The sequence below is a fragment of the Arthrobacter sp. CAN_A6 genome (assembly GCF_015751715.1).
Lineage (GTDB): Bacteria > Actinomycetota > Actinomycetes > Actinomycetales > Micrococcaceae > Arthrobacter_D.
In genome coordinates this window covers 123236-144752 of record NZ_JADOUV010000006.1, presented here as the reverse complement: position 1 = coordinate 144752, position 21517 = coordinate 123236, and the positions used below count along the sequence as shown (strand labels likewise).

At 64.8% G+C, this 21517-nt stretch carries 19 protein-coding genes, 1 tRNA gene and 1 other RNA gene; 12 read left to right on the top strand and 9 right to left on the bottom strand.

Translation table 11 applies throughout. The features are described from left to right. The first annotated feature begins 30 nt into the window (after positions 1-30). Complete coding sequence (locus tag IWX75_RS11665; RefSeq protein WP_196822413.1) at positions 31-453, top strand: hypothetical protein; 423 nt, start codon at positions 31-33, stop codon at positions 451-453. 34 nt (positions 454-487) lie between these two features. Here IWX75_RS11665 and IWX75_RS11660 read toward each other — a convergent pair whose 3' ends face one another. Continuing rightward, positions 488-2005, bottom strand: a complete 1518-nt coding sequence (locus IWX75_RS11660; protein ID WP_196822412.1) for a helix-turn-helix domain-containing protein — start codon at positions 2003-2005, stop codon at positions 488-490. 99 nt (positions 2006-2104) lie between these two features. Here IWX75_RS11660 and aceA point away from each other — a divergent pair, with 99 nt between their 5' ends. The 3 genes from aceA to IWX75_RS11645 all read left to right on the top strand — a co-directional run bounded on the left by aceA (position 2105) and on the right by IWX75_RS11645 (position 5914). Beyond that, complete coding sequence (gene aceA, locus IWX75_RS11655; RefSeq protein ID WP_334684288.1) at positions 2105-3445, top strand: isocitrate lyase; 1341 nt, start codon at positions 2105-2107, stop codon at positions 3443-3445. Positions 3446-3483: 38 nt separating this feature from the next. Then, positions 3484-5112 carry a malate synthase A gene (aceB, locus tag IWX75_RS11650; RefSeq protein WP_196822411.1) on the top strand — a complete coding sequence of 543 codons (1629 nt, stop codon included), beginning with the start codon at positions 3484-3486 and terminating at the stop codon, positions 5110-5112. A gap of 103 nt (positions 5113-5215) precedes the next feature. Further along, complete coding sequence (locus tag IWX75_RS11645) at positions 5216-5914, top strand: DsbA family oxidoreductase (protein WP_196822410.1); 699 nt, start codon at positions 5216-5218, stop codon at positions 5912-5914. A 53-nt stretch (positions 5915-5967) separates the two neighbouring features. Here the strand turns inward: IWX75_RS11645 and IWX75_RS11640 are convergent, their stop codons facing one another. From IWX75_RS11640 to IWX75_RS11630, 3 genes are all read right to left on the bottom strand, one after another. Continuing rightward, positions 5968-6645: a LytR C-terminal domain-containing protein gene (locus IWX75_RS11640; RefSeq protein WP_196822409.1), complete on the bottom strand. Its 678-nt coding sequence runs from the start codon at positions 6643-6645 to the stop codon at positions 5968-5970. Next, entirely contained in the window at positions 6638-6937 is a 300-nt protein-coding gene (locus IWX75_RS11635; protein WP_196822408.1) for a type II toxin-antitoxin system VapB family antitoxin, read from the bottom strand. The genes IWX75_RS11640 and IWX75_RS11635 overlap by 8 nt, the downstream gene beginning before the upstream one ends. Before the next feature lie 126 nt (positions 6938-7063). Beyond that, entirely contained in the window at positions 7064-8113 is a 1050-nt protein-coding gene (locus tag IWX75_RS11630; protein WP_334684287.1) for a multicopper oxidase domain-containing protein, read from the bottom strand. Positions 8114-8189: 76 nt separating this feature from the next. Here IWX75_RS11630 and IWX75_RS11625 point away from each other — a divergent pair, with 76 nt between their 5' ends. Next, positions 8190-8684, top strand: coding sequence for a hypothetical protein (locus IWX75_RS11625; RefSeq protein WP_196822407.1), 495 nt, complete (start codon positions 8190-8192; stop codon positions 8682-8684). Here IWX75_RS11625 and IWX75_RS11620 read toward each other — a convergent pair. Together IWX75_RS11620 and IWX75_RS11615 are read right to left on the bottom strand one after the other, a co-directional pair. Further along, entirely contained in the window at positions 8662-10062 is a 1401-nt protein-coding gene (locus IWX75_RS11620) for a Tat pathway signal protein (protein WP_196822406.1), read from the bottom strand. The two genes, IWX75_RS11625 and IWX75_RS11620, sit on opposite strands and share 23 nt — an antisense overlap. Positions 10063-10084: 22 nt before the next feature. Next, positions 10085-10228 carry a hypothetical protein gene (locus tag IWX75_RS11615; protein WP_196822405.1) on the bottom strand — a complete coding sequence of 48 codons (144 nt, stop codon included), beginning with the start codon at positions 10226-10228 and terminating at the stop codon, positions 10085-10087. A gap of 686 nt (positions 10229-10914) precedes the next feature. Between IWX75_RS11615 and IWX75_RS11610 the strand changes: the two genes are divergently transcribed. Both IWX75_RS11610 and IWX75_RS11605 read left to right on the top strand, forming a co-directional pair. Beyond that, complete coding sequence (locus IWX75_RS11610) at positions 10915-11802, top strand: hypothetical protein (RefSeq protein WP_196822404.1); 888 nt, start codon at positions 10915-10917, stop codon at positions 11800-11802. Positions 11803-11825: 23 nt separating this feature from the next. Further along, entirely contained in the window at positions 11826-12743 is a 918-nt protein-coding gene (locus IWX75_RS11605) for an oxygenase MpaB family protein (RefSeq protein WP_196822486.1), read from the top strand. 61 nt (positions 12744-12804) lie between these two features. Here the strand turns inward: IWX75_RS11605 and IWX75_RS11600 are convergent. Beyond that, a tRNA-Ser gene (locus IWX75_RS11600) sits at positions 12805-12889 on the bottom strand. Positions 12890-13085: 196 nt separating this feature from the next. Here IWX75_RS11600 and ffs point away from each other — a divergent pair. From ffs to recR, 4 genes are all read left to right on the top strand, one after another. Then, an RNA gene (gene ffs / locus IWX75_RS11595) (signal recognition particle sRNA small type) lies at positions 13086-13181 on the top strand. 74 nt (positions 13182-13255) lie between these two features. After that, positions 13256-14188, top strand: coding sequence for a tRNA glutamyl-Q(34) synthetase GluQRS (gene gluQRS, locus IWX75_RS11590; protein ID WP_196822403.1), 933 nt, complete (start codon positions 13256-13258; stop codon positions 14186-14188). Positions 14189-14197: 9 nt separating this feature from the next. Continuing rightward, the gene (locus IWX75_RS11585) at positions 14198-17212 is read left to right on the top strand and encodes a DNA polymerase III subunit gamma and tau (protein ID WP_196822402.1); all 3015 of its coding nucleotides are present in this window, start codon (positions 14198-14200) and stop codon (positions 17210-17212) included. 81 nt (positions 17213-17293) lie between these two features. Further along, complete coding sequence (gene recR / locus IWX75_RS11580; protein ID WP_196822401.1) at positions 17294-17890, top strand: recombination mediator RecR; 597 nt, start codon at positions 17294-17296, stop codon at positions 17888-17890. Positions 17891-17938: 48 nt separating this feature from the next. Here the strand turns inward: recR and IWX75_RS11575 are convergent, their stop codons facing one another. Together IWX75_RS11575 and IWX75_RS11570 are read right to left on the bottom strand one after the other, a co-directional pair. Then, entirely contained in the window at positions 17939-19057 is a 1119-nt protein-coding gene (locus tag IWX75_RS11575; protein WP_196822400.1) for an ABC transporter permease, read from the bottom strand. After that, positions 19054-19986 (bottom strand): ABC transporter ATP-binding protein, encoded by a 933-nt coding sequence (locus IWX75_RS11570; RefSeq protein ID WP_196822399.1) that lies wholly within the window; start codon positions 19984-19986, stop codon positions 19054-19056. The genes IWX75_RS11575 and IWX75_RS11570 overlap by 4 nt, the downstream gene beginning before the upstream one ends. Before the next feature lie 225 nt (positions 19987-20211). Here IWX75_RS11570 and IWX75_RS11565 point away from each other — a divergent pair, with 225 nt between their 5' ends. Then, positions 20212-21498, top strand: a complete 1287-nt coding sequence (locus IWX75_RS11565; protein WP_196822398.1) for an aspartate kinase — start codon at positions 20212-20214, stop codon at positions 21496-21498. The last annotated feature ends 19 nt before the right edge of the window (positions 21499-21517 follow it).

Here is a 21517-nt window from a genome sequence, read left to right as displayed (position 1 = left end):
GCATCGTGGGCGAACCTCGGGGGTGCGGCAGTGGATGAGAGGAACCCTCGTGAGCAGGGCCGGTCCGAGCCGCGTGTGGTGCTTGGCTTCGGCGCCCTGCTGGTCGGGTTCACCGTCGGCGCTTCCCTCCTCGCCGTCGCCATGGGATCGAGTTGGGCTCTCTCAGGAAGCGATTTCCTTGGTACGGCCACCCTGGCGCTCATCTATGGGCTGCCCATCGGAATCGTCACCGGCTTTCCGCTCGGTGCGGTCCTCAGCGTCGCGCTGCGCGGGGTACCGAACCAGTGGCAGCACGTGCTGGCATTCTTCGGAGTGTTCACCGCCGCAGGATTCGCCGGAATAGCGCTGGTCAGCATCTCCGGGACAGCCCAGAACATGCCGATCGCCCTCGCGATCGGAGTAGCCGCGGCCGTCGGAAGGTTGAGCGTCTGGAGGATGACGAGGACCAGGTGACCGCAGTCCGAAGGAAAAGCCCCGGGCGAGCCGCCTATCCGGAATGAGCGGCGAGGAACGAGTACACCTCCGTCTCGTCCACCCCTGGGAAGGCTCCCGGCGGCATGGCCGCGAGAAGGTGCGAGTGCGCCCGCGCGCTGGGCCAGGCGTTGCCCGCCCACTCCTTCGCCAACGACGACGGCGGGCGCCGGCAGCAGGATTCGTCGGGGCAGGACGACTTCTCCCGAATGTCGGTGTCCCTGCCTCGAAACCATTTCACCTGGGCATACGGCACGCCGACGCTGAGGGAGAACTCCCCGTTCGGCCCCCTCTCCGTCCTCGCGGTGCACCAGTAGGTTCCGCTGGGGGTGTCGGTGTACTGGTTGTAGGCACGGAACTTGTCCTGGACGTCGAACACGACCCGCGAGGTCCACCGCCTGCACGAGGGCTGGCCCTCGATTGCGCCCGTGTGGTCCTGGGGGAAGGTCACGCCGTCGTTCTCATAGGCCTTGTAGATGATGCCGCTCTTATGGGTCTTCTGGAAGTGCGTGAGGATCTCCAGATGCTCCGTCGCGAGGTTCGTGAAGCGGTGCGCTGCCGTCTCGTAGGACACGGCGAAGGTGTCGCGGATGTCCTCCACGGCGATCTCCTTCGACGCCTTCGCACGCCGCAGGTACTCCACGGCCGGTTTCTCGGGCAGCAGCAGGGCAGCGGCGAAATAATTCGTGGCCACGCGCTGGCGGAGGAATTCACCGTAGTTCTCCGGCGTCCGGTGCTCCAGCACGTAGTGGCCGAGGGCCTGCAGGAGCACCGACCGCGGATCGTGGTCGGTGTGCTGCGACTGCGTGAGGTAGATCCGGGAGTTCTTGAGGTCCGTGACCGACCGCGTCGAATGCGGCAGATCACTCACATGGTGCAGCGAGAAGCCGAGGTGCTTGGCGATATCGGCAATCAGGTGCTCCGACATGGGCCCCGCTGAATAGCCGACGGCGTCGAGCAGTTTCTGCGCCTCCGCTTCGATCTCCGGGAAGTAGTTGTTCCTTCGTCGCATGACGCCCCGCAGTTCGGCATTGGCCCGCCGGGCCTCCTCCGGCGTTGCGACCTGTTCGTTGAGGCGGCGCTCCAGTTCAGCTTGGAGGCCGACGAGCGATTCGAGCACTTCCATCGGCAGGCGGGAGGACACACGGACGCGAGGCAGACCGAGGGACTCGTACAGCGGCCCGCGCTGCGCCCGCTCGAGTTCGATCTCCAGGGCTGCCCGGCGGGTGGGCGGCTCCGCCCCGAGCAGTGCGTCGATACTGACGCCGAGGGCGGCGGCGAGTCCCTGCAGCATCCCCAGCTTCGGCTCACGCTTTCCGTTCTCGATCAATGACAGCTGTGAGCCGACGGTTCCCACCTTCCGGCCGAGGTCGTCAAGCGTCATTCCGCCGGCTTTGCGGAGATGCCGGACGCGCCGGCCCAGGCTGATGAGGTCGAGGGTGTCCGAAGCGCCGGCGGCACCGGGGAGGGTAGTCGCATCGGTGCGGGACCACGGGGAAGTCGTCATTTCTTGACGATACGCGAAGAATTGCATTTCTTGCCAGAGTTCCTACCTGGAAACGGCACCCAATGTAGCGAAGTGTTGCCTTTACAGCGGTCGGGGAAACCTCGACCCATTCCGAAGGAGATCGCCATGACGCAGGACTCACCACGGCCGGACAACAATCCGTTCGTCGACCACCAGCCGGCCCTGGACACCGCAGCACAGGAACTCGAGCTCGAGTGGTCCGCCAATCCGCGCTGGGAAGGCGTGACACGTGACTACTCGGCCGCCGACGTCGTGCGGCTGCGCGGCAGCGTGCAGGAGGAACACACCCTGGCCCGCCGCGGGTCGGAGAAGCTGTGGGAACAGCTGACCACCGAGGCGAGAACCGGCGGCTACACCAACGCGCTCGGCGCCCTTACCGGGAACCAGGCCGTCCAGCAGGTCAAAGCGGGCTTGCGGGCGATCTACCTGTCGGGCTGGCAGGTTGCGGCTGATGCCAACAACTCGGGCCACACCTACCCCGACCAGTCGCTGTACCCGGCGAACTCCGTCCCCACCGTGGTGCGCCGCATCAACAATGCCCTGCTGCGCGCGGACCAGATCGAGTGGGCCGAAGGCGTTTCGAGCGTCGAGGACTGGATGGTCCCCATCATCGCCGACGCCGAAGCCGGCTTCGGCGGTCCACTCAACGCCTACGAACTGATGAAGTCCATGATCCAGGCGGGAGCCGCGGGCATCCACTGGGAAGACCAGCTCGCCTCGGAAAAGAAGTGCGGCCACCTCGGCGGCAAGGTGCTGATCCCCACGCAGCAGCATGTGCGCACCCTCAATGCCGCGCGCCTCGCAGCCGACGTCGCCGGTACGCCATCCGTGGTGATCGCACGCACCGACGCCGAAGCCGCGACGCTCATCACCTCCGACGTCGACGAGCGCGACCAGCCCTTCGTCACCGGCGAGCGCACAGCCGAGGGTTTCTACCACGTGCGTAACGGCCTGGAGGCCTGCATCGCACGGGGACGTGCGTACGCCCCGTACGCGGACCTGCTGTGGATGGAGACCGGCACACCGGACCTTGGGCTCGCCAAGAAGTTCGCCGAGGGCATCAAGTCCGAGTTCCCCGATCAGATGCTGTCCTACAACTGCTCGCCGTCGTTCAACTGGCGCAAACACCTCGACGACGCCACGATCGCGAAGTTCCAGCGCGAGCTCGGCGCCATGGGCTTCACGTTCCAGTTCATCACCCTCGCCGGTTTCCACGCGCTGAACTACTCGATGTTCGACCTCGCCCACGGCTACGCCCGCGACGGCATGACGGCGTACGTGGATCTCCAGGAGCGTGAGTTCGCCGCCGAGGACCGCGGGTACACCGCAACGAGGCATCAGCGCGAAGTGGGAACCGGCTACTTCGACCAGGTGGCCACCGCACTGAACCCCACCGGCAGCACCCTTGCCCTGGCCGGTTCCACCGAGACCCAACAGTTCCACTAGGACGTCCCCGCTTCATCAGGCAGCATTCAGGAGCCATCATGAACCACACCTATACCCTCAACGGCATCACCCTGACCGCGCCGAGCGTGAAGCGACAGGGTGAGATCCTCACGCGCGAGGCGCTGGATTTCGTCAAGGAACTCCACAAGGCCACTTCTGCACGGCGGACGGAGCTGCTGCAGTTCCGCCGGCAGCAGTGCCAACGGATTGCCGACGGGGCTGATCCCTGCTTCCTGCCGGAGACGCGCCACCTGCGGGACGACCCGTCCTGGCAGGTGGCTCCGGTAGCACCGGGGCTCGAGGACCGCCGCGTGGAGATCACCGGACCGGTGGACCGGAAAATGACCGTCAATGCGCTGAACTCGGGGGCGAAGGTCTGGCTGGCCGATATGGAGGACTCCTCGACCCCGTCGTGGTCCAACGTCATCAACGGGCAGCTGAACCTGAAGGATGCGCTCCGAAACAGGATCGACTTCACTTCCCCCGAGGGGAAGGAATACAGGCTCAAGGGCGAGGCCGATGACCGTCCCACCATCGTGGTGCGCCCCCGCGGCTGGCACCTGGTCGAGAAGCACGTACTGATCTCCAATGTCCCGGTTGCGGGCGCCCTCCTGGATTTCGGCCTCTACTTCTTCCACAATGCCCGCACGCTGATCGAGCAGGGGCGTGGCCCCTACTTCTATCTCCCGAAGCTCGAAAATCACCTCGAGGCACGGTTATGGAATGACATTTTCATCCTGGCGCAGCAGCTGCTCGGCATCCCGCAGGGCACCATCCGCGCCACCGTGCTGATCGAGACCATTCCCGCGGCTTTCGAGATGGAGGAGATCCTTTACGAATTACGGAACCACTCGTCCGGCCTGAACGCCGGCCGCTGGGACTACATCTTCTCGGTCATCAAGAACTTCCGCACCCGAGGGCCGCGGTTCGTCCTTCCGGACCGACAGTCAGTGACCATGACAGCACCCTTTCTGCGGACCTACACCGAGCAGCTCGTGCGGGCCTGCCACCGCCGTGGAGCGCACGCGATCGGCGGTATGGCGGCGTTCATTCCGAACCGCCGGGATGAGGAAGCGAACGCTCGGGCGCTGGATGGAGTGCGCGCGGACAAGGCGCGGGAAGCCGACGACGGCTTCGACGGGTCGTGGGTGGCCCACCCGGACCTCGTGTCCGCGGCCCGGGAGGTCTTCGACGCCCGGCTGGGTGACAGGCCGAACCAGCTGGATCGGCTGCGGGACGACGTCGTTCCCGATGGCAAGGCACTCCTGGATATTGCCGCCACCCCCGGTTCGATCACCGAGCAGGGCATCCGCGGCAATCTCGAAGTCGGGCTCCGCTACCTTGAGTCCTGGCTGCGGGGGAACGGAGCGGTGGCCATCAACAACCTCATGGAGGACGCCGCGACGGCGGAGATCTCCCGCTCGCAGATCTGGCAGTGGATCTACACGAACGCGGTGACGGACGACGGCGAGATCGTCACCCGCGATTGGGTCGAAGCCCTCCTCGACGAGGAATTCTCGGCCCTTCGGCGCTTCGACGGCGACCGGTTCGACGACGCACGGGAGATCTTCGAGGAGGTAGCCCTCGGCGAGGAGTTCCCGGCGTTCCTGACCACGTCGGCCTACGACCGCTACCTGCAGGAAAGCCGGGAATTCGCGGTGGCCTGACCCCCGCTGATTAAGCACTTATGGCTGCCTCCCACCCCGGAGAGCAGCCATAAGTGCTTAATCAGCGGGAATAGGAGTCACCACCACACAGGTTGCAGGAAGTATGGACATCGAGATTTTTTCTGACGTGAAATGCCCGTGGTGCTTCGTCGGGAAGCGACGGTTCGAGAAGGCCCTCGCGGCATTTCCGCACCGGGACCAGGTGAACGTGACGTGGCGGAGCTTCCAGCTGGATCCCTCACTTCCCGACCACTACGAGGGCACCGAGCAGCAGTACCTTGCCGAGCGCAAGGGCATTCCCGCCGAGCAGGTTCGCCAGATGTGGGACAACCTTGTCACGCAGGCCGCCGGCGAGGGCCTCGATTTCCGGTTCGACGACGTCGTCGTCGGCAACTCCTTCACCGCGCACCGGTTCCTGCACCTCGCGAAGGCGCACGGGTTCGGCGCGGAGGCCAAGGAGGCCGTCCTGTCCGCCCACTTCGAACACGGGAAGGACACCAGCGACGTCGACGTCCTGGTCCCGCTGGGCACGTCGATCGGCCTCGCCGAGAACGAGATCCGCAGCACGATCGGCAGTGATCGATTCGCCGACGACGTCCGGCAGGACATCGAGGAAGCCCGCAGCCTGGGAGTCAGCGGCGTCCCGTTCTTCGTGATCGACCGGAAGTATGGAATTTCAGGGGCCCAGCCCACCGAGGCGTTCGCCGATGCCCTCGCGAGCTACTGGAAGGAAACGAATCCGCTCACCATGGTGGCGGCATCGTCCGATGGTGAAGCCTGCGGCCCGGACGGGTGCAGCTGAGAATTCCAGAGTGCTGCAGGCCCGCATGCTGCGGGCTTCACTGCCGCCCGGCGTCAGGAACTTGCAGGAGCAGCTTCATCGGTCGCCTCGGGAAGGCAGGTCAACCCGGCGGGCGTGATGTCCACCGCTTCAGGCGGGACGATTCCGCTGTACCCGGAACCGAGGACGACATCGACAGTACGGTCCTCGCGGTTGTCATTGAGATAAAGCGACCCCGGAATGGTGCGCTGCACCGTGAAGGCGTTCGCGGCGCCGTCGGGCCCTGACACGATGATGGCCGTCATGCCGGTCCGGCTGACGTCCCGGTTGCCGATGTCGACCACCGCGAATGCGCGTCCACGCAATTGGGCCGCAGCTGTATCCGCAAGGCCGTTGATAGTAGTGCTGTTGTAGACGTTCACGGTGATCGCACTGGGATCCTGATAGTCGAACGGTCCGGCCGGGCACGACGGCGCCGTCGGGCCGGAAGTGGGCTCCGCCGCTCCGAAGTCGACTTCTCCACGCTGGATGGCCAGAGCCACGAGGACCGCGGCGATCAACAGACCGATGAGCGTCACGAGAACCAGCCCGTGGAGAATCGGCTTGAGGTTCGAGTGGGGGCGACGGGTACTTTCGACCTCGTCGGTGAAGACCGCCCCCAGATCTGCCTCGGTGACGATCCGGTGGCCGTGCCACTCGGTAGGGTCCTTCTTCGCATTGGCCCGCTCGGAGCGCGGTGACAGCTCAGGCATCGATGACCAGCACGCGAGCGTGCAGGATGGTCCTCTGGTGAAGCGCTGTACGAACAGCGCGGTGCAAGCCGTCCTCGAGGTACAGCGTGCCGTTCCACTGCACGACGTGCGGAAAGAGGTCACCGAAGAAGGTGGAGTCCTCTGCCAGGAGCGCCTCGAGGTCGAGGGTTGTTTTTGTCGTCACCAGCTCGTCGAGCCGCACCTGCCGAGGAGGCACCACCGCCCAGTCCCTTGGAGTTACGTGTCCATGGTCCGGATAGGGCCGGCCATCACTCACTGCTTTGAAGATCACTGATACAGACTAGGGAAAACAGCCACACAATGGAAAGCGGAGTCCTGCCGGGCATGACTTCCGGGGCGGGAACCATTGATGAAGGGCTGCGCGCACGTTCGCTCGCAGCCCTTCGTCGAACGTGCGTCACTCAGCAATGATGGGCACGATCCTTTCGGCCAGGACCTCGCTGGTAATCCAGTCGAGCCACTGCGCTTTCAGCAGATAACGTCCGGGCCCGGGAGGGTCGAGTATGAGATCGTAACGCTCCGCGGCTCCGAAGGACAGACAGTCGGTGGTCAGCGGATAGCCTGCCGCGGCGCAGGGCGGAGACGGCGTGACGGAGGTGTCGCGGTAGGGTCGGCCGTCGTGGGAAATGACTTCCGCCATTCTCAGCGAATTCCCCGCTTCATCGGAAAATTCGATATAGGTCGGCATGTAATTGCCGTTGAGCACCCTCAGCAATGTCGGTTTCTTGGCACCACCTTTGACGTTCGCCCGGAGGGATGTCATCCCCCAGACGACTTCGTCTCCATAACGACGGCTGGCCAGCTCGCCCCCGATCATGTAGAAGTGTTTCGGCTCGAAGCGGTTGAGCCCGACATCCTCACCGGACAACCCCTCCGCGTGCCCCATTTCATGCCACCGCGGATCCACGGAATAGGTCATGAGGAGCGCCTCGGTCTCGATGTCGTACTCCGGGCCGTCGACGAATGCGCGCCGCGCTCCGGGCGTGACTGGATAAGCTGGATCTACCCTTGGGTCCACGATCAGTGGCCCCAACATGCCCATCTGCGCGTGAAGCACTGTATTGACGTGGCAGTGATAGAAGTACGTTCCTGCCGCCCCGTAGTTCGGATCTCCCGGCCGGCCCGGCTCAGGCTGCCACTGGTAGGTGTAGGTACCGCCGATCTCGAACGACGTATGTCCCACACCGTCGTTCCGGGGATCCGGTTCCATACCGTGCCAGTGCATGGTGTGCGGACCCATGCTGGGCTCAACCGTCGCGTGGAAGATGTCCCCCTCCTTCACCCGGAGGCTGGGTCCGGGGAAGCCCCTCTCGGACTCCTCCGTCTCGAAGCTCCACATCTCGAACTCCGCGCCGTCGTCGAATCTCATCTCACGGCCGAAGACCCCGATCTCGTACGAGGTCTGGGCTGTCTGGAGGAACTCGGTGACTGGATTGTCCTCGTCCACCTGTTCTGAGCTGAAGTCGACCTGGCTCTCGAACGTGTGGCCACCGTGAGCCGGTGGCGGAGCCGGAGTGGTCGGAGTGGCGGTTCCCGACGGCGCAGCAGTCTCCGTCGCAGTTCCTGACGGCGTCGTGGTTTCGGTCGCAGTTCCTGACGGCGTCGTGGTTTCGGTCGCAGTTCCCGACGGCGTAGCAGTCTCCGTCGCAGTTCCCGACGGCGTCGCGGTCCCCGACGGCGTCGCCTGGGTCGTTGTAGGCGTCGGAGCCTTCGTCGTCGACGTCCGGGTCGGCGTCGGAGCCTTCGTCGTCGTCCGGGTCGGCGTCGGAGCCTTCGTCGTCGTCCGGGTCGGCGTCGGAGCCTTCGTCGTCGTCCGGGTCGGCGTCGGAGCCTTCGTCGTCGACGTCCGGGTCGGCGTCGGAGCCTTCGTCGTCGACGTCCGGGTCGGTGTGGGTTTCGGTGTCGCGGTCCTTCTGGCCTCTCGCCGTTCCCTTTCCAACGCTTCCCGGCGTGCTCTTTCAGTATCACGCCGGCTCGTCGACGGATTGATGATGCTCATGATGACGCTCCGCTGCTAGGTGCTTTCAAGGTCCAGTGAGCCACCAGTCCTCCCGGGTACATTCCCCCGGCGGCGGTCTGGGACGGTTCGGCGTGACAGTGCATCGGGTAAACCCAGTCAGTGGTCCTGGCCAGCCAGACCTGGTCCACAGCGTCCGGTGGCCGCTTCATCGGGAGGATGCAGTCTTTTACGTGCATGGGTGAGAGTTCCACTACGTCCTCCCACTGCTGCATCACGACGTGTCCATCCGGGTCGACGAAACCATCGTCCCTGGACAGTTCCCGGTTGTTCCATCTCGCCAGCCAGATGTGGTTGCCGTGGAAGTGCATCTGGTGGTGGACGATCCCCGGATTGATCAGCCGCACGAGTTGTCCGCCGCGCAATGTGCCCAGGGTGGTCCCCTCACCGAACTGGCGGACATCGACCTGCCGGGGGAAGCCGGCGATGAGCGTCTCCTCCTCGCTCGCCAGGTTCAGTGCGGCGTCCTTGGTGATCGCAAGCGATTCGTAGCCGCTGCGGCCGTTCAGCGTGAAGTAGCGAGGAACCGCCTTGGTCTGCTGGGGATTGACCGTCTTGCCGGTCGCCTCCATTTCTGCCCAGACGGGATCGATGTCGTGGCAGAGCCAGATCCACTGGCGTTCGAAGGCCGCAAGTCCGGGCGCTACGTCCCATTGGTGATTGGGATGGATGACGACGATCGCACCGAACAGCCCCAGGACACGTTCCACCGGAGCGTTGGACGGATCGCTGAAGATATATGACCCGGGTGGCGGGCAGGCCAGGTTCAATTCAGCTGTCGCCGACGGCGCAATGGCCCCGGTTGTGACGTCCGATCCTCCCGGGCCGGCACCGTGGATCGTGAAGCGGTGCTCTTTTGCGAGGCGGTTGTGGATTCGGAAGCGCAGGGTGCTGCCGACCTCCGCGATGATGGTCCGCTTCGGAAAGTAGCTTGCCCAGTAGTTTCGCCGGATCATGAACTGACCGGAGTTCGCCCCGTCAGCCGAGGCGGGCTGCGGGACCCCTGCCGGCGGCAACTGGGCGCCCAACGGATAGCTGCGGCTTTCAACCACTGTCCCGGCAGCAGTGAACACCACCGGGGACAGGGCAAGGTTCGGATTCGCATCCTTCAGGTTCGTCGGGCTGGTGCCGAAGCCACGGTGATACACCAGCGAATCATCGACCATCTTGAGGTAGCCCTCGTTGATGTACAGGTCGAGTACGCCCGGAACTGCGGGCACAGCCATCGGAGCCCGAACCTGTGCGGCTCGGGGCTGAGCTGGTACGGCCGCGCGTGCCGGCGACAGTACGGCAAGGCCGAGGCCTGCTGCCGCTCCGTATTTGAGGAGGTGCGCTCTCTTCAGTTCACGGCTACCGAAATTTTCTGCTTGCGTGGTCACGATGTTTCCCTCTGGCAGAACGTCACCCATGATCGGCCTCCAACCAGCCCGGTCGGGCATCGATCCTGGGTACGGGCAGGTCAAGCGGAGTTGAATGGTCCCAGGGGTCGATGAACTCGGCTGAGAACTGGAAGGCGTCGGAGGGAATCAGGAAGCTGATCAACATCCGCGCTGTCTCACCTGCACCAAGTGATGCAGGAACACCGCTGGATCCCCGGTTGGTGATCGTGGGCCCGACTGTCCCCACCTTCATACGGAGCTGCCCGGGTGGGAGGAGGATCGGGGCCGGCGTGTCATTGAACGCCGTGAGCTCGACGAGGAGGTGGCTGCCCCAGGTGTGGTTCGCCGGTTGCTGCAGACTCCGGTTGCTCGACCCACCGTGAGTAGCGTGGGACGATCCTGTCGGGCCGGCAGAGCCGCTTCCGCCAGGCTTCGTCTGCAGTCTGGATTGCCTTTCGGCTGATGTGATCTGAACTGTTCCGAAGGAGGTTCGCACTCCAGTGCTGCCGAACACCGATCCACCGGAAGCCATGCCAGCGGCAATGGTTCCTCCGGCCGTCAGCGCTATCGCTGTACCTGTAAGGGCTCCGAATACCCGTCGAGTGAGAGATATCTCGCCGCTCTGCTGAATTGGGCTGCGATGTCGGAGTGCGGTTGTCTGAACTGAGTCCCCCATGCGATGGCCCACCTTTCTGAATCAATGTGGAATCTGATGCAGTAAATGATTCACGGCACACCTTGGGTTAACCATGGGCTTTAGGTTCATGCCGGTTCGGCGCTCACGGTTACCGTTCTGCACGGCGTCGCTTAGTGCGATGACCGGTGAACGTCTGTTCCGGAACATAATGGGAAATGCCTTCTTCGCGCCTCGGCCTCCTTCTCGACGTGGATGGTCCCATCGCCAGCCCCGTAACCCGCACGGTTCCGCCGGCAATCATCCGGGACCTCCTGACCCTTGCCGCTGCCGGGTGGCCGGTCGTCTTCAACACGGGAAGGTCGGACGAGTTCATTCGAGAACAGGTTCTGGCGCCAATGCTTGCCGCGGGCATCCCCGACGGTGTGCGGTTCTTCGCTGTCTGCGAGAAAGGTGCAGCCTGGTTCAGCTTCGGGAACGAAGGAGCGGGCGAAGTGCTGGTGGATCTGGATCTGGCGTTGCCGATGAGTTTCGGCGACGACATCCGGGACATTGTGGAGGAGAAGTACTCCCATCTGATGTTCTTCGATGAAACCAAGCGCGCGATGGTGTCGGTGGAGCAATCCCTCGACGCTTCGAGCGCGGATTACCTTCTGGGCCAGGCATCCTTCGATGCCGATGCCCTCGAGATCCTGCACAGTCATGACATGGGTGCAAGCCGGCTCGCCCGCGTGGCGCCGGACAGCAGCGGCAATATCGAGTACCGGATCGATCCGACGATCATCTCAACGGACATCGAGTCCGTGCGGGTCGGTAAGGACCTCGGCGCTGAACGCGCGCTGAAGCTGCTCGCGCCGCTTACGGAGATTCCCGTGCAGTGGCGGACCGTCGGTGATTCACGCACCGACTACGCGATGGCCGACTACCTCCACGAGCACGGGTACGACGTCGCGCACGTAGACGTCCGGCCAGCCGACGGAGTTCCCCCGACGCCCTACCCGGTGCTGACGGAACACGGCCTGACCAACGAAGCGGCGGGAGCCGCTTTTCTTGCGCGCTGCGTGGCTTCGATTCCGGGGCCCGCGCTCGAACGCCCAGTTCCGTAAGCCATAATGACGGGGTGGCAGGCATGATTTCCCGATGGCGCACCCAACTTCGCAAGACGTTCACCGCGAACAGCGACGAACCTCCGACATGGGCCGAGGAGCTCGACTCCGGAGACGACGTCGGCTACTTCCCGCCGGAATCGGCGGCGTGGGCGATCCACAGTTCGATGACACCCCTGGTGGCAGGAATCCGCGCGCTGTTGCTGCAAACCCTCCACCCGGGCGCGATGGCGGGAGTCCACGACCATTCATCGTTCCGCGAGGACCCGCTCGGTCGGCTGGCCAACACCATCCGGTGGATTTTCACTGTCACCTACGGGTCCACGACTGCCGCGAAAGAAGGATCGGCCTTCGTCCAGCGGCTCCATACTCGCGTAACAGGCGCCTACGTCGACAGTAAGGGAGTTGAACAGCGGTATACCGCGGGAGACCCCTCCCTTGTGCGTTGGGTGCATCTGGCCTTCACTGATGCATTCCTTGCAGCGCATAAAGCTTACGGCGGGCGGATCCCGGGAGGGCCCGACCAGTATGTCGCCGAATGGGCACGGGCAGGTGAACTGATGGGAGTCGATGACCCACCTCGGTCCGAGGCCGACCTCGCCGCGCAACTCGCCGGATTCGACCCCGAGCTGACTAATAGCCGTCAGGTCCAGGAGGCCCTCCGATACATCAAACGGCCTCCCCTGCCGCGATCACAACGGGCCGGATACGGCATCCTGTTCGCTGCAGCAGTTGCCACGCTAGAGCCGCGCCACAGGGAGCTGCTGGGACTCCGTGCCCCGAAGCTGGGGCCCGTTCCGCTGCCGATCAAGAGTGCGACGCGTCTCGTGATGGGTCTGGTCCGGCTCGGTCTGGGACCCGAGGGCCCGAGTGAGGCGGCCGCGAAGCGGCGAATCGCGCGGGTTACAGCAGTGGACGGAACGAAGGATCCAACAGGGTAGCGATTCAGGAAACACGAAAGCCCCCGTCATGGCGGGGGCTTTCGTGGTACTCGTTTATCTGCGGAGGATGGGGGATTTGAACCCCCGAGGGCGTGAACCCAACACGCGTTCCAGGCGTGCGCCATAGGCCGCTAGGCGAATCCTCCTGATTTGGAGCAGACACCAGACTACCCGTACATGGTTGATGTGCCGAATCGGGATGACTTCCAGCGCTGTCGGCTCGGGGCGACGCGTGGGACGTGCCCCTGTTCCGGGGCTGCAACAACGATCGGCACTACCCGCGGCCGGCCCTGGAATCGACCGTAGCCGGAATGGCGGCAGGGGTTTTTGTGTAGACTATTTCCCGGCCCCTCATGTGGTGTCATCCTGTGAACTCCCCCAGGACCGGAAGGTAGCAAGGGTAAGCGGGCTCTGGCAGGTGCATGAGGGGTCTTCACTTTAATCCGGCCCATGGACGCAGGGATGCGCCAGGTGCCAGGAATTCTGTATGCGGAGGGGCGAGGAGCCGGCCAGTGCGGGAAGGTACAGGTGCAGGGCGCTTTGCTCCCAGCCCGACGGGCGAACTGCACCTTGGAAACCTCCGCACAGCCATCCTGGCCTGGCTCTTCGCGCGCAGCACCGGCCGCCGGTTCCTGCTCCGGATCGAGGACCTCGACCGCGTCCGGGCGGGGGCTGAAAACGCCCAGATCCGCGAGCTCCTGGCGTCCGGGTTGTCGTGGGACGGGCCGGTGACCCGGCAGAGCGATTACGGCCACCGCTACGCCGCCGCCGTAGAGAACCTGAACCGGGGTGGCCTGCTTTATGAATGCTTCTGCACGCGTCGTGATATCGCGGAGGCATCGTCCGCACCCCACACCATCCCTGGAATTTACCCTGGTACCTGCCGCCGGCTCGGGACCGCGGAACGCGCACGCCTTCGCCTCGTGAGACCGCCGGCACTACGCCTGAAGACCGACGTCGAAACCTGGACCATCACTGACGAACTTTCCGGGGAACATACCGGTCCCGTGGACGACTTTGTGGTCCGGCGGAACGATGGCGTGCCTTCCTATAATCTCGCCGTGGTCCTGGACGACGCGGCACAGGGCATCGACCAGGTGGTGCGGGGGGACGACCTGCTGAGCTCCTCACCACGCCAGGCCTACCTCGGTCAACGGTTGGGCCTGCCCACTCCGCGCTATGTGCATGTGCCACTGGCCCTGAACGCGCAAGGCCAGCGGTTGGCAAAACGTGACGGAGCCGTGACACTCGAGGATCTGGCGGCCGAAGGTCTTGGCTCCGCGCGGGTGCGGGAAATCATCCTCGGCTCACTTGGATTGCCCACCGCATCCCTCGCAGACGCGCTGCGCGCCTTCGACCCGTCGAAGCTTCCCCGTGAGCCCTGGATCGTCACTCCCGCGCACCTTTCCCCGACCGGCACGCCTTCTGTCACCCCCAACCGATAAGGTTTCTTTGTGAGTACAGCCCTTTACCGCCGATACCGCCCGGAAACCTTTGCGGATGTCATCGGTCAGGAGCACGTTACCGATCCGCTGATGGCCGCGATCGACAAGAACCGCGTCAACCACGCATATCTTTTCTCCGGCCCGCGCGGCTGTGGGAAGACGACGTCGGCGCGGATCCTCGCCCGGTGCCTCAACTGCGCGAGCGGCCCTACCTCGACGCCGTGCGGCGTCTGCGACAGCTGCGTGGAACTGGCACGCAACGGCTCCGGCAGTATCGACGTCATCGAGATCGATGCCGCGAGTCACGGAGGCGTCGATGATGCGCGCGACCTTCGGGAACGCGCTACCTTTGCTCCCGTGCGGGACCGGTACAAGATCTTCATCATCGACGAAGCCCACATGGTCACCTCGGCGGGCTTCAACGCGCTGCTCAAGATCGTCGAGGAACCGCCCGAGCACATCCTCTTCATCTTCGCGACCACCGAACCCGACAAGGTCATCGGCACCATCCGTTCACGTACCCATCACTACCCTTTTCGACTGGTGCCGCCGGAACCGCTCATGGCCTATCTGGAAGTGCTGTGCCGCCAGGAGAACGTTCCGGTGGCCCCCGGCGTTCTCTCACTCGTGGTGCGGGCCGGCGGCGGATCGGTACGGGACTCGCTCTCTGTACTCGACCAGCTCATGGCAGGCGCAGGAGAGATGGGACTCGACTACGAACTCGCCGTCTCGTTGCTCGGGTACACCCATGCGACGCTCCTGGACGACGTCGTCGACGCCGTGGCGGCGGGCGACGCCGGCACGGTCTTCAATGCGGTCGACCGCGTCATCCAGACGGGCCACGACCCACGGCGGTTCGTCGAGGATCTGCTGGAGCGTTTCCGCGACCTCATCGTCATCAATGCCGTTCCGGAAGGGGCAGCATCGATCCTGCGCGGCATTCCGGACGACCAGCTGAACCGCATGCGGGCGCAGGCAAACCAACTGGGCGGCGGCGAGCTGTCGCGGTCCGCGGACGTCACGAACACCGCCCTCACCGACATGACGGGCGCAACATCTCCCCGCCTCCACCTTGAACTTCTGTGCGCGCGGTTGCTCCTTCCTGCTGCGGACCAGTCCGTCCGCGGAACCCTCGCGAGGGTCGACCGCATCGAGCGCCGGCTCGAGTACGCAGCCGGCGGCACTCCCCAGCACGACGACGCCGGTCAGCCCGCCGCGGACAGCCGTCGCGAAACTGCGCCCGAAACTTCACCTCGACCTGGTGCCGTGGTACCCGCGGGAAGGGAAGCCGCTGCCGATTCAGACAGCGGATTGACTCCACCAGAACCAGCCGACGCGGGGTTCGGCCCCGCTGCTGCGTCCAACTCCACGCCGCGGGCGCTGCCGGCCGATACCGCAGCATCCAATGAGGTGCAGGACTCGGGCAAGGAGCAACCGCGCGTCACTCCGGCCGCTTCCTCCAGTCGCCTTCCGAACCGCTCCTCGGATGCTGCGCAAATTCCGACGCATGCTCCTGATACCGCGCCGGCTCAAGGCCCCGGAACAGCTCCCCTCCCGGGTGCAGGTTCCGGTCCAGCTCATACCGCTCCGGCTTCCGGCGTCGGCGGTGCAGGGCAGATCGAGATGGTGCGGCGCGCATGGCCTGAGATCATGGATGAGCTGGCCAAGATCAAGCGCATCACCTGGCTGAACGTCAATGTGGCGGCCAAGCCCCGCTCGCTGGAGGGCAACGTCCTGGTGCTTGCTTTCACTACGCCGGGCAATGCCATCGCCTTCCAGCGCGGCCCCCACGCCGACAACCTCAAACAGGCAATCCATACGGTCCTCGGGCTTTCCTGCGAGATAGAGGCATTGCACGACGGCGCGGCGGCAGGTGGGGCGGGCCCAAAAGTACCGGCCGGTCGGCCGGCCGCGAATAGGGAAGTCGGAAAGACTGCACCTGCCGTTGTCGCCGAAACCGAAAGGCCTACCGGCGTTCGGGAGACCACCGGGACGACCTCCGGCGCTGCGGCGGGCGCCGCCTCGGCCTCCGAACCCCGAGGGAACACTGAAACTGCTTCGTCACCGGGCGGAAGCACCGAAACGCCTATCGCGCCCCGCGAAAGCACCGAAACGCCATCCGGCGTTGCCGCAGACGCGGGAAAAACGTACAGCACCGCTACCGGATCCGGCAGCGGACTCGGCCGGAACGTCGGGCCGGCGTCGGATTCCGATGTCACCGCCAGCCGGAAGACCGGGGCCGGTACGGGCTCCGGTATCCGCGCGGATCCTTCGCAGGAAACCACTGGTGGTTGGAGCCCCCGTGACTCGGACGATTCCTGGGCAATGGTGGAGCCGCCCGAGGATTCCTACGATCCCGGGCCCGGATGGCAAGGTACGCCAGTGGCCGCGAGTTTCCGCCCGCCGAAGGACGAAGCAGGCGCGCCAGCGGCCCCCTCGAATCCGCCCCGCCCAGAAGTAACGCCGAAACCCGGCGGCCCCCGTTCCGACGAGCAGGGCGCTGGTCCCGCAACCTCCACACGAAGGCCGGATCCAGCTCAGCAGCAACATGCTGATGCACCAGCCTCAGCGCGTCCCGGGACAACCGGGACAACCGACGCGGCTCCGGGGGCGGCTTCAACTGCGGCCCCCGCAACCCGGACACCTTCGGCGCCAGCAGCGCCAGCAGGAGATCCGGCAAGAGATTCAACGCCGGCATCAGTGGGCCCCCGGTCGACCAGCGACGACGGCCCACCGAACGGCGGCCGCACCAACGGCTCCCGAACCGCTGACGCTGTCCCTGCCGCTATCCCTGATGCCGGGAATCGGCCTGTCAGCCGGTATCAGCGGTTGCTCGACGAGGCCGAGCGCAAGCGGGTGGAGTCGGCTGCCACGAGCAACCGCGCCGTAGACTTGAGGTACGTCGAAGATGTTCCCAGCGCCGACGACGAAACGCTCGAGGAGTCCGGCCTGGTGGGCCGAACCGCTATCGAACGCATACTCAATGGGCGCCTGGTGGAAGAGCGAAGCGTCGAACCGCAGTAGAGTCCGCACTGTACGTGTTACCTGCCGTAATCCTGGTTGGGAACAGCATCCGATGATCATCAACCGAACAGAGAAGGTTACGTGTACGAAGGCGCAGTCCAAGAACTCATCGATGAGCTGGGACGCCTCCCGGGAGTGGGCCCGAAATCCGCGCAACGCCTCGCTTTCCACATCCTTGAAGCGGACAGCGAAGACATGCAACGGCTGGTCACCGCGATCACCACCGTGAAGGAACGCGTGAAGTTCTGCGCGATCTGCGGGAATGTTGCTGAACAGGAAACGTGTGGGATCTGCCGCGACCCGCGCCGCGATCCGACCATGATCTGCGTCGTCGAAGAATCGAAGGACGTGATCGCCGTGGAGCGGACACGCTCTTTCCGAGGCCGGTATCACGTTCTGGGCGGTGCCATCAACCCGATCGCAGGCGTCGGACCCGAGCAGTTACGCATCCGCGAGCTTCTCAGCAGGCTGTCCGACGAGCAGATCCAGGAGATCATCATCGCCACCGACCCCAACCTGGAGGGCGAAGCGACTGCCACCTATCTGGTGCGCATGCTCAAGACCATTGGTATCCCCGTGACCCGGCTGGCTTCGGGGCTGCCGGTGGGCGGCGACCTCGAATACGCCGATGAAGTCACGCTCGGGCGCGCCTTCGAAGGGCGCCGGGCCATGTCGTAGGTAGGCGGTCAGAGTCGGCAACAGGGTACAGGGCGTGGCTCGCGCTCGTCATGCAATCCTTGTCCCGCGCGCCAGGCGGACGGCCGGCGTCGTCAGCTTCTTCCGTCCCAGCAGGAGCAGCCCGCCCGCCAGGAGGCCCTGCAGAGCCACCCCCAAAGGCCAGATGGGCGGTTGTCCCCCAAGGTCGGGAGCTACACCGATCTCGTCACAGGTCACATTGGTGTCGGGGCCTGCCTGCATCATCCTGACGCCCTGACTGATCGCTTCCATGACGCCGGGCTGTTCGAACTGCCCACCAAGGGGCGTAGGGTCCTGCCGGTCACGCGCATACGGAACGGCATCGGCGACAACAACGAAGGGGTTCGCCGCGAGAAGCCAGGCGGTCCGCTCGGTGCGGGGGACATCCTGCACCGAGGTTTCCGTGACGCACTCGAAATCAGCCGGATCAGGGACGCTTGTTTCGTCGAGCAGTTCGGAACTGGTGTAGGACTGGTATGACATGGTCACGGTCGTCCTTTCGGACACCAGCGGCATGGTCAGGCCGAAGACGATGAGCGTGCCGACAGTCAGCATCGCAACGAGCATGTACGTGATGACGATGGAGAAGAGGGGCCGATTGGCGAGAGCGGAGACGCCCACCCCGACAGCGGCAATGAGTCCCAACTCCAGGGCGAGCATCCCAAGGGAAACGAACGCCTCACCGGCCGGCACACCTCCGAGCGCCAGAGCCCAGAAGATGAACGGGCAGCTCACCACGAGGAAGGCCAGGGAACCGGCCCAGGACGCCAGCCATTTTCCGACGAGCAACTGGCCCGGGGTGAGCAGGGTGACCTGGAGGATCGCCAGCGTTCCTGCTGCACGGTCGCCGTTCACCGCGTTCGCGGACAGTCCCGGCGCCACAAGCAGACCGAGGAACAGCACGAATCCGACCACCATGTCGAAGAGCACTGGTCCCCGGTTGTCGCTGGCGCCGAGGAAAGCCGTGGCGAGGACGAAGATCATCCCGAGGACGACGAGCCAGATGGCCAGCATGATGTACCACCCCCTGGCGCGGAGGCGTTGCCGCATTTCGAGCCAGAACACCGTCCGGAGGGCGGACCAGAAGGGAAGTCGGTCAGCCTCGGGAGCTTCTCCGGCAGCGGAACGCGGGGCGGTATCGGTACTCATCGTCGATCCGTCTCCAGGCTCATGTAGGTCTCTTCCAGTGCGCCGCCGGCCGGCGCGAATGCTGTGACGACGACGTCCGCCAACACAAGGGTGCGCAGCAGCCAAGCAGCTTCCTGCGTGCCGGTCAACTCCACCTGATACTCGACACGCCTCGAGTCGCCCCGCTCAACGAAGCGGACGCCGTGGCTGGTGAATGCCGCAGCAAGAGCGGACATCGGCTCCGCCTGGACGCAATAGCGGCGCGTCTGGGTGCCGGCCTCGTCGATGGTCTGACTCTTGACGGACTCCCCGCCGTTGACGAAGACCGCGCGGTCTGCGATCTCATCGAGTTCAGAAAGGACGTGACTCGATATGACGACGGTCTTGCCTCCGCCGACGAGTGTCCTCAACAACGTCCTCAGCTCCACCCGTGAGCCCGGGTCGAGGCCCGATGCCGGCTCATCCAGCAGCAGGATCTGGGGATCATGGATGAGGGCTCGCGCCAGCGACAGTCGTTGCTGCTGCCCCCTGGACAGCACCCTTGCAGGTTGCCCCGAGTAGTCGGCGAGGCCCACTGTCTCGAGTAGTTCATGCGCCCGCCGGGTGCGGTGAACCGGCCGCATACCATATAAGGCACCGAGCGTCGTCAGGACCTCAAGCACCGTGAGGGACTCCCAGAAGCCAAGGGTGTCCGGCATCCACCCGACCGATCGGCGCACCGCCGCAGTCTGGGTTACCGGATCGAATCCGCCCACCCGCACCGTTCCCCGATCGGGAGCAAGAAGCGACGCCATAATGAGCATCAGCGTGGTCTTCCCCGATCCGTTGGGCCCGATCAGGGCGGTCACTTCGCCGGGTGGTGCTACGAAATCGATGTGCCGGATCGCGTGCACGGAACCGAACTTCCGCGCAACGCCGTCGACAACGATTCCCCCATGTTCGTTGGTCATAGGTTGACCATAGAACACAGGTCACCCTCCTGAACCCCGGAACCCGACACAAAGTTCGAGGACTTCCGGTCACGCCGCTACACTTGCACGGTGTCCCGTCCGCATCAGGCATGCCTCGGACGGCCGCACCAGTCGCCAGGGTCGCCGTGCTGGTCGGATTGCAGATCGCCGCTGCGCTCTGGTCCGGCAACGTCAACTTCGTGTCAAGGATCGGTAAGTGAGCGCATGAGCTTCATAGTTCAAAAGTTTGGCGGGTCCTCGGTTGCCGACGCCGAGGGCATCAGGCGCGTAGCTCGCAGGGTGGTCGAGACGCAGGCCGCCGGCAACCAGGTGGTCGTGGTGGTCTCCGCGATGGGTGACAGCACCGATGAGCTCCTTGATCTGGCGTCACAGGTGTCGAGTGCCCCGCACGCCCGCGAGATGGACATGCTGCTCAGCGCCGGCGAGCGGATTTCCATGGCCCTCCTCGCAATGGCCATCAACGGTCTCGGGGCGTCCGCGCACTCCTTCACGGGGAGCCAGGCCGGCATGATCACCGACGCAATCCACGGCAAGGCCCGCATCATCGATGTATCTCCCCACCGGATCCGCACCGCGATCGAAAAAGGCGACGTCGCTATCGTCGCGGGCTTCCAGGGAATGAGCCGCGACAGCAATGACATCACGACGCTGGGCCGCGGGGGATCCGACACCACGGCCGTCGCCCTCGCTGCAGCCCTGGATGCGGACGTCTGTGAAATCTATACCGACGTCGACGGCGTCTACACCGCCGACCCGCGCGTCGTGCCGTCCGCGCAGAAGATCGACACCATCTCGAGCCAGGAGATGCTCGAGATGGCAGCCTCCGGCGCCAGAATCCTGCACCTGCGCTGCGTGGAGTATGCCCGCCGGTTCGGGGTACCCCTTCACGTGCGCTCCTCCTTCAGCCACCACGAGGGAACCTGGGTACTGCCCAGCCCCGACGACAAGATCACGATTCAAGAGGGAGAACCCTTGGAACAGCCAATCATCTCGGGTGTAGCGCACGACCGCTCGGAAGCAAAAGTCACGGTGGTAGGAGTGCCCGACATCCCCGGCAAGGCCGCCGAGATTTTCGGGATCGTGGCCGGGGCACACACGAACATCGACATGATCGTCCAGAACGTGTCCACGCACGGGTCGGGCCGCACCGACATCTCATTCACCCTCCCCATCGTGGACGGAGCCGCAGCTCTCGCCGCGCTCGGAGAGGCGCAGGCCCGGGTGGGCTACGAAGCAGTCGACTACAACGAGAAGATCGGAAAGCTGTCGCTGATCGGAGCCGGAATGCGGTCCAACCCCGGGGTTTCCTATCGTTTCTTCCGGGCCCTGTCCGATGCGGGGGTCAATATCGACATGATCTCCACCTCGGAGATCCGCATCTCCGTAGTGACGAGCGCCGATCTCCTGGACACCGCGGTACGAGCGGTCCACGCTGCTTTCGAGCTCGACGGCGAAGCCACCGCCACCGTGTACGCGGGGTCGGGCCGCTAGCTTGTCGCTACGGATCGTA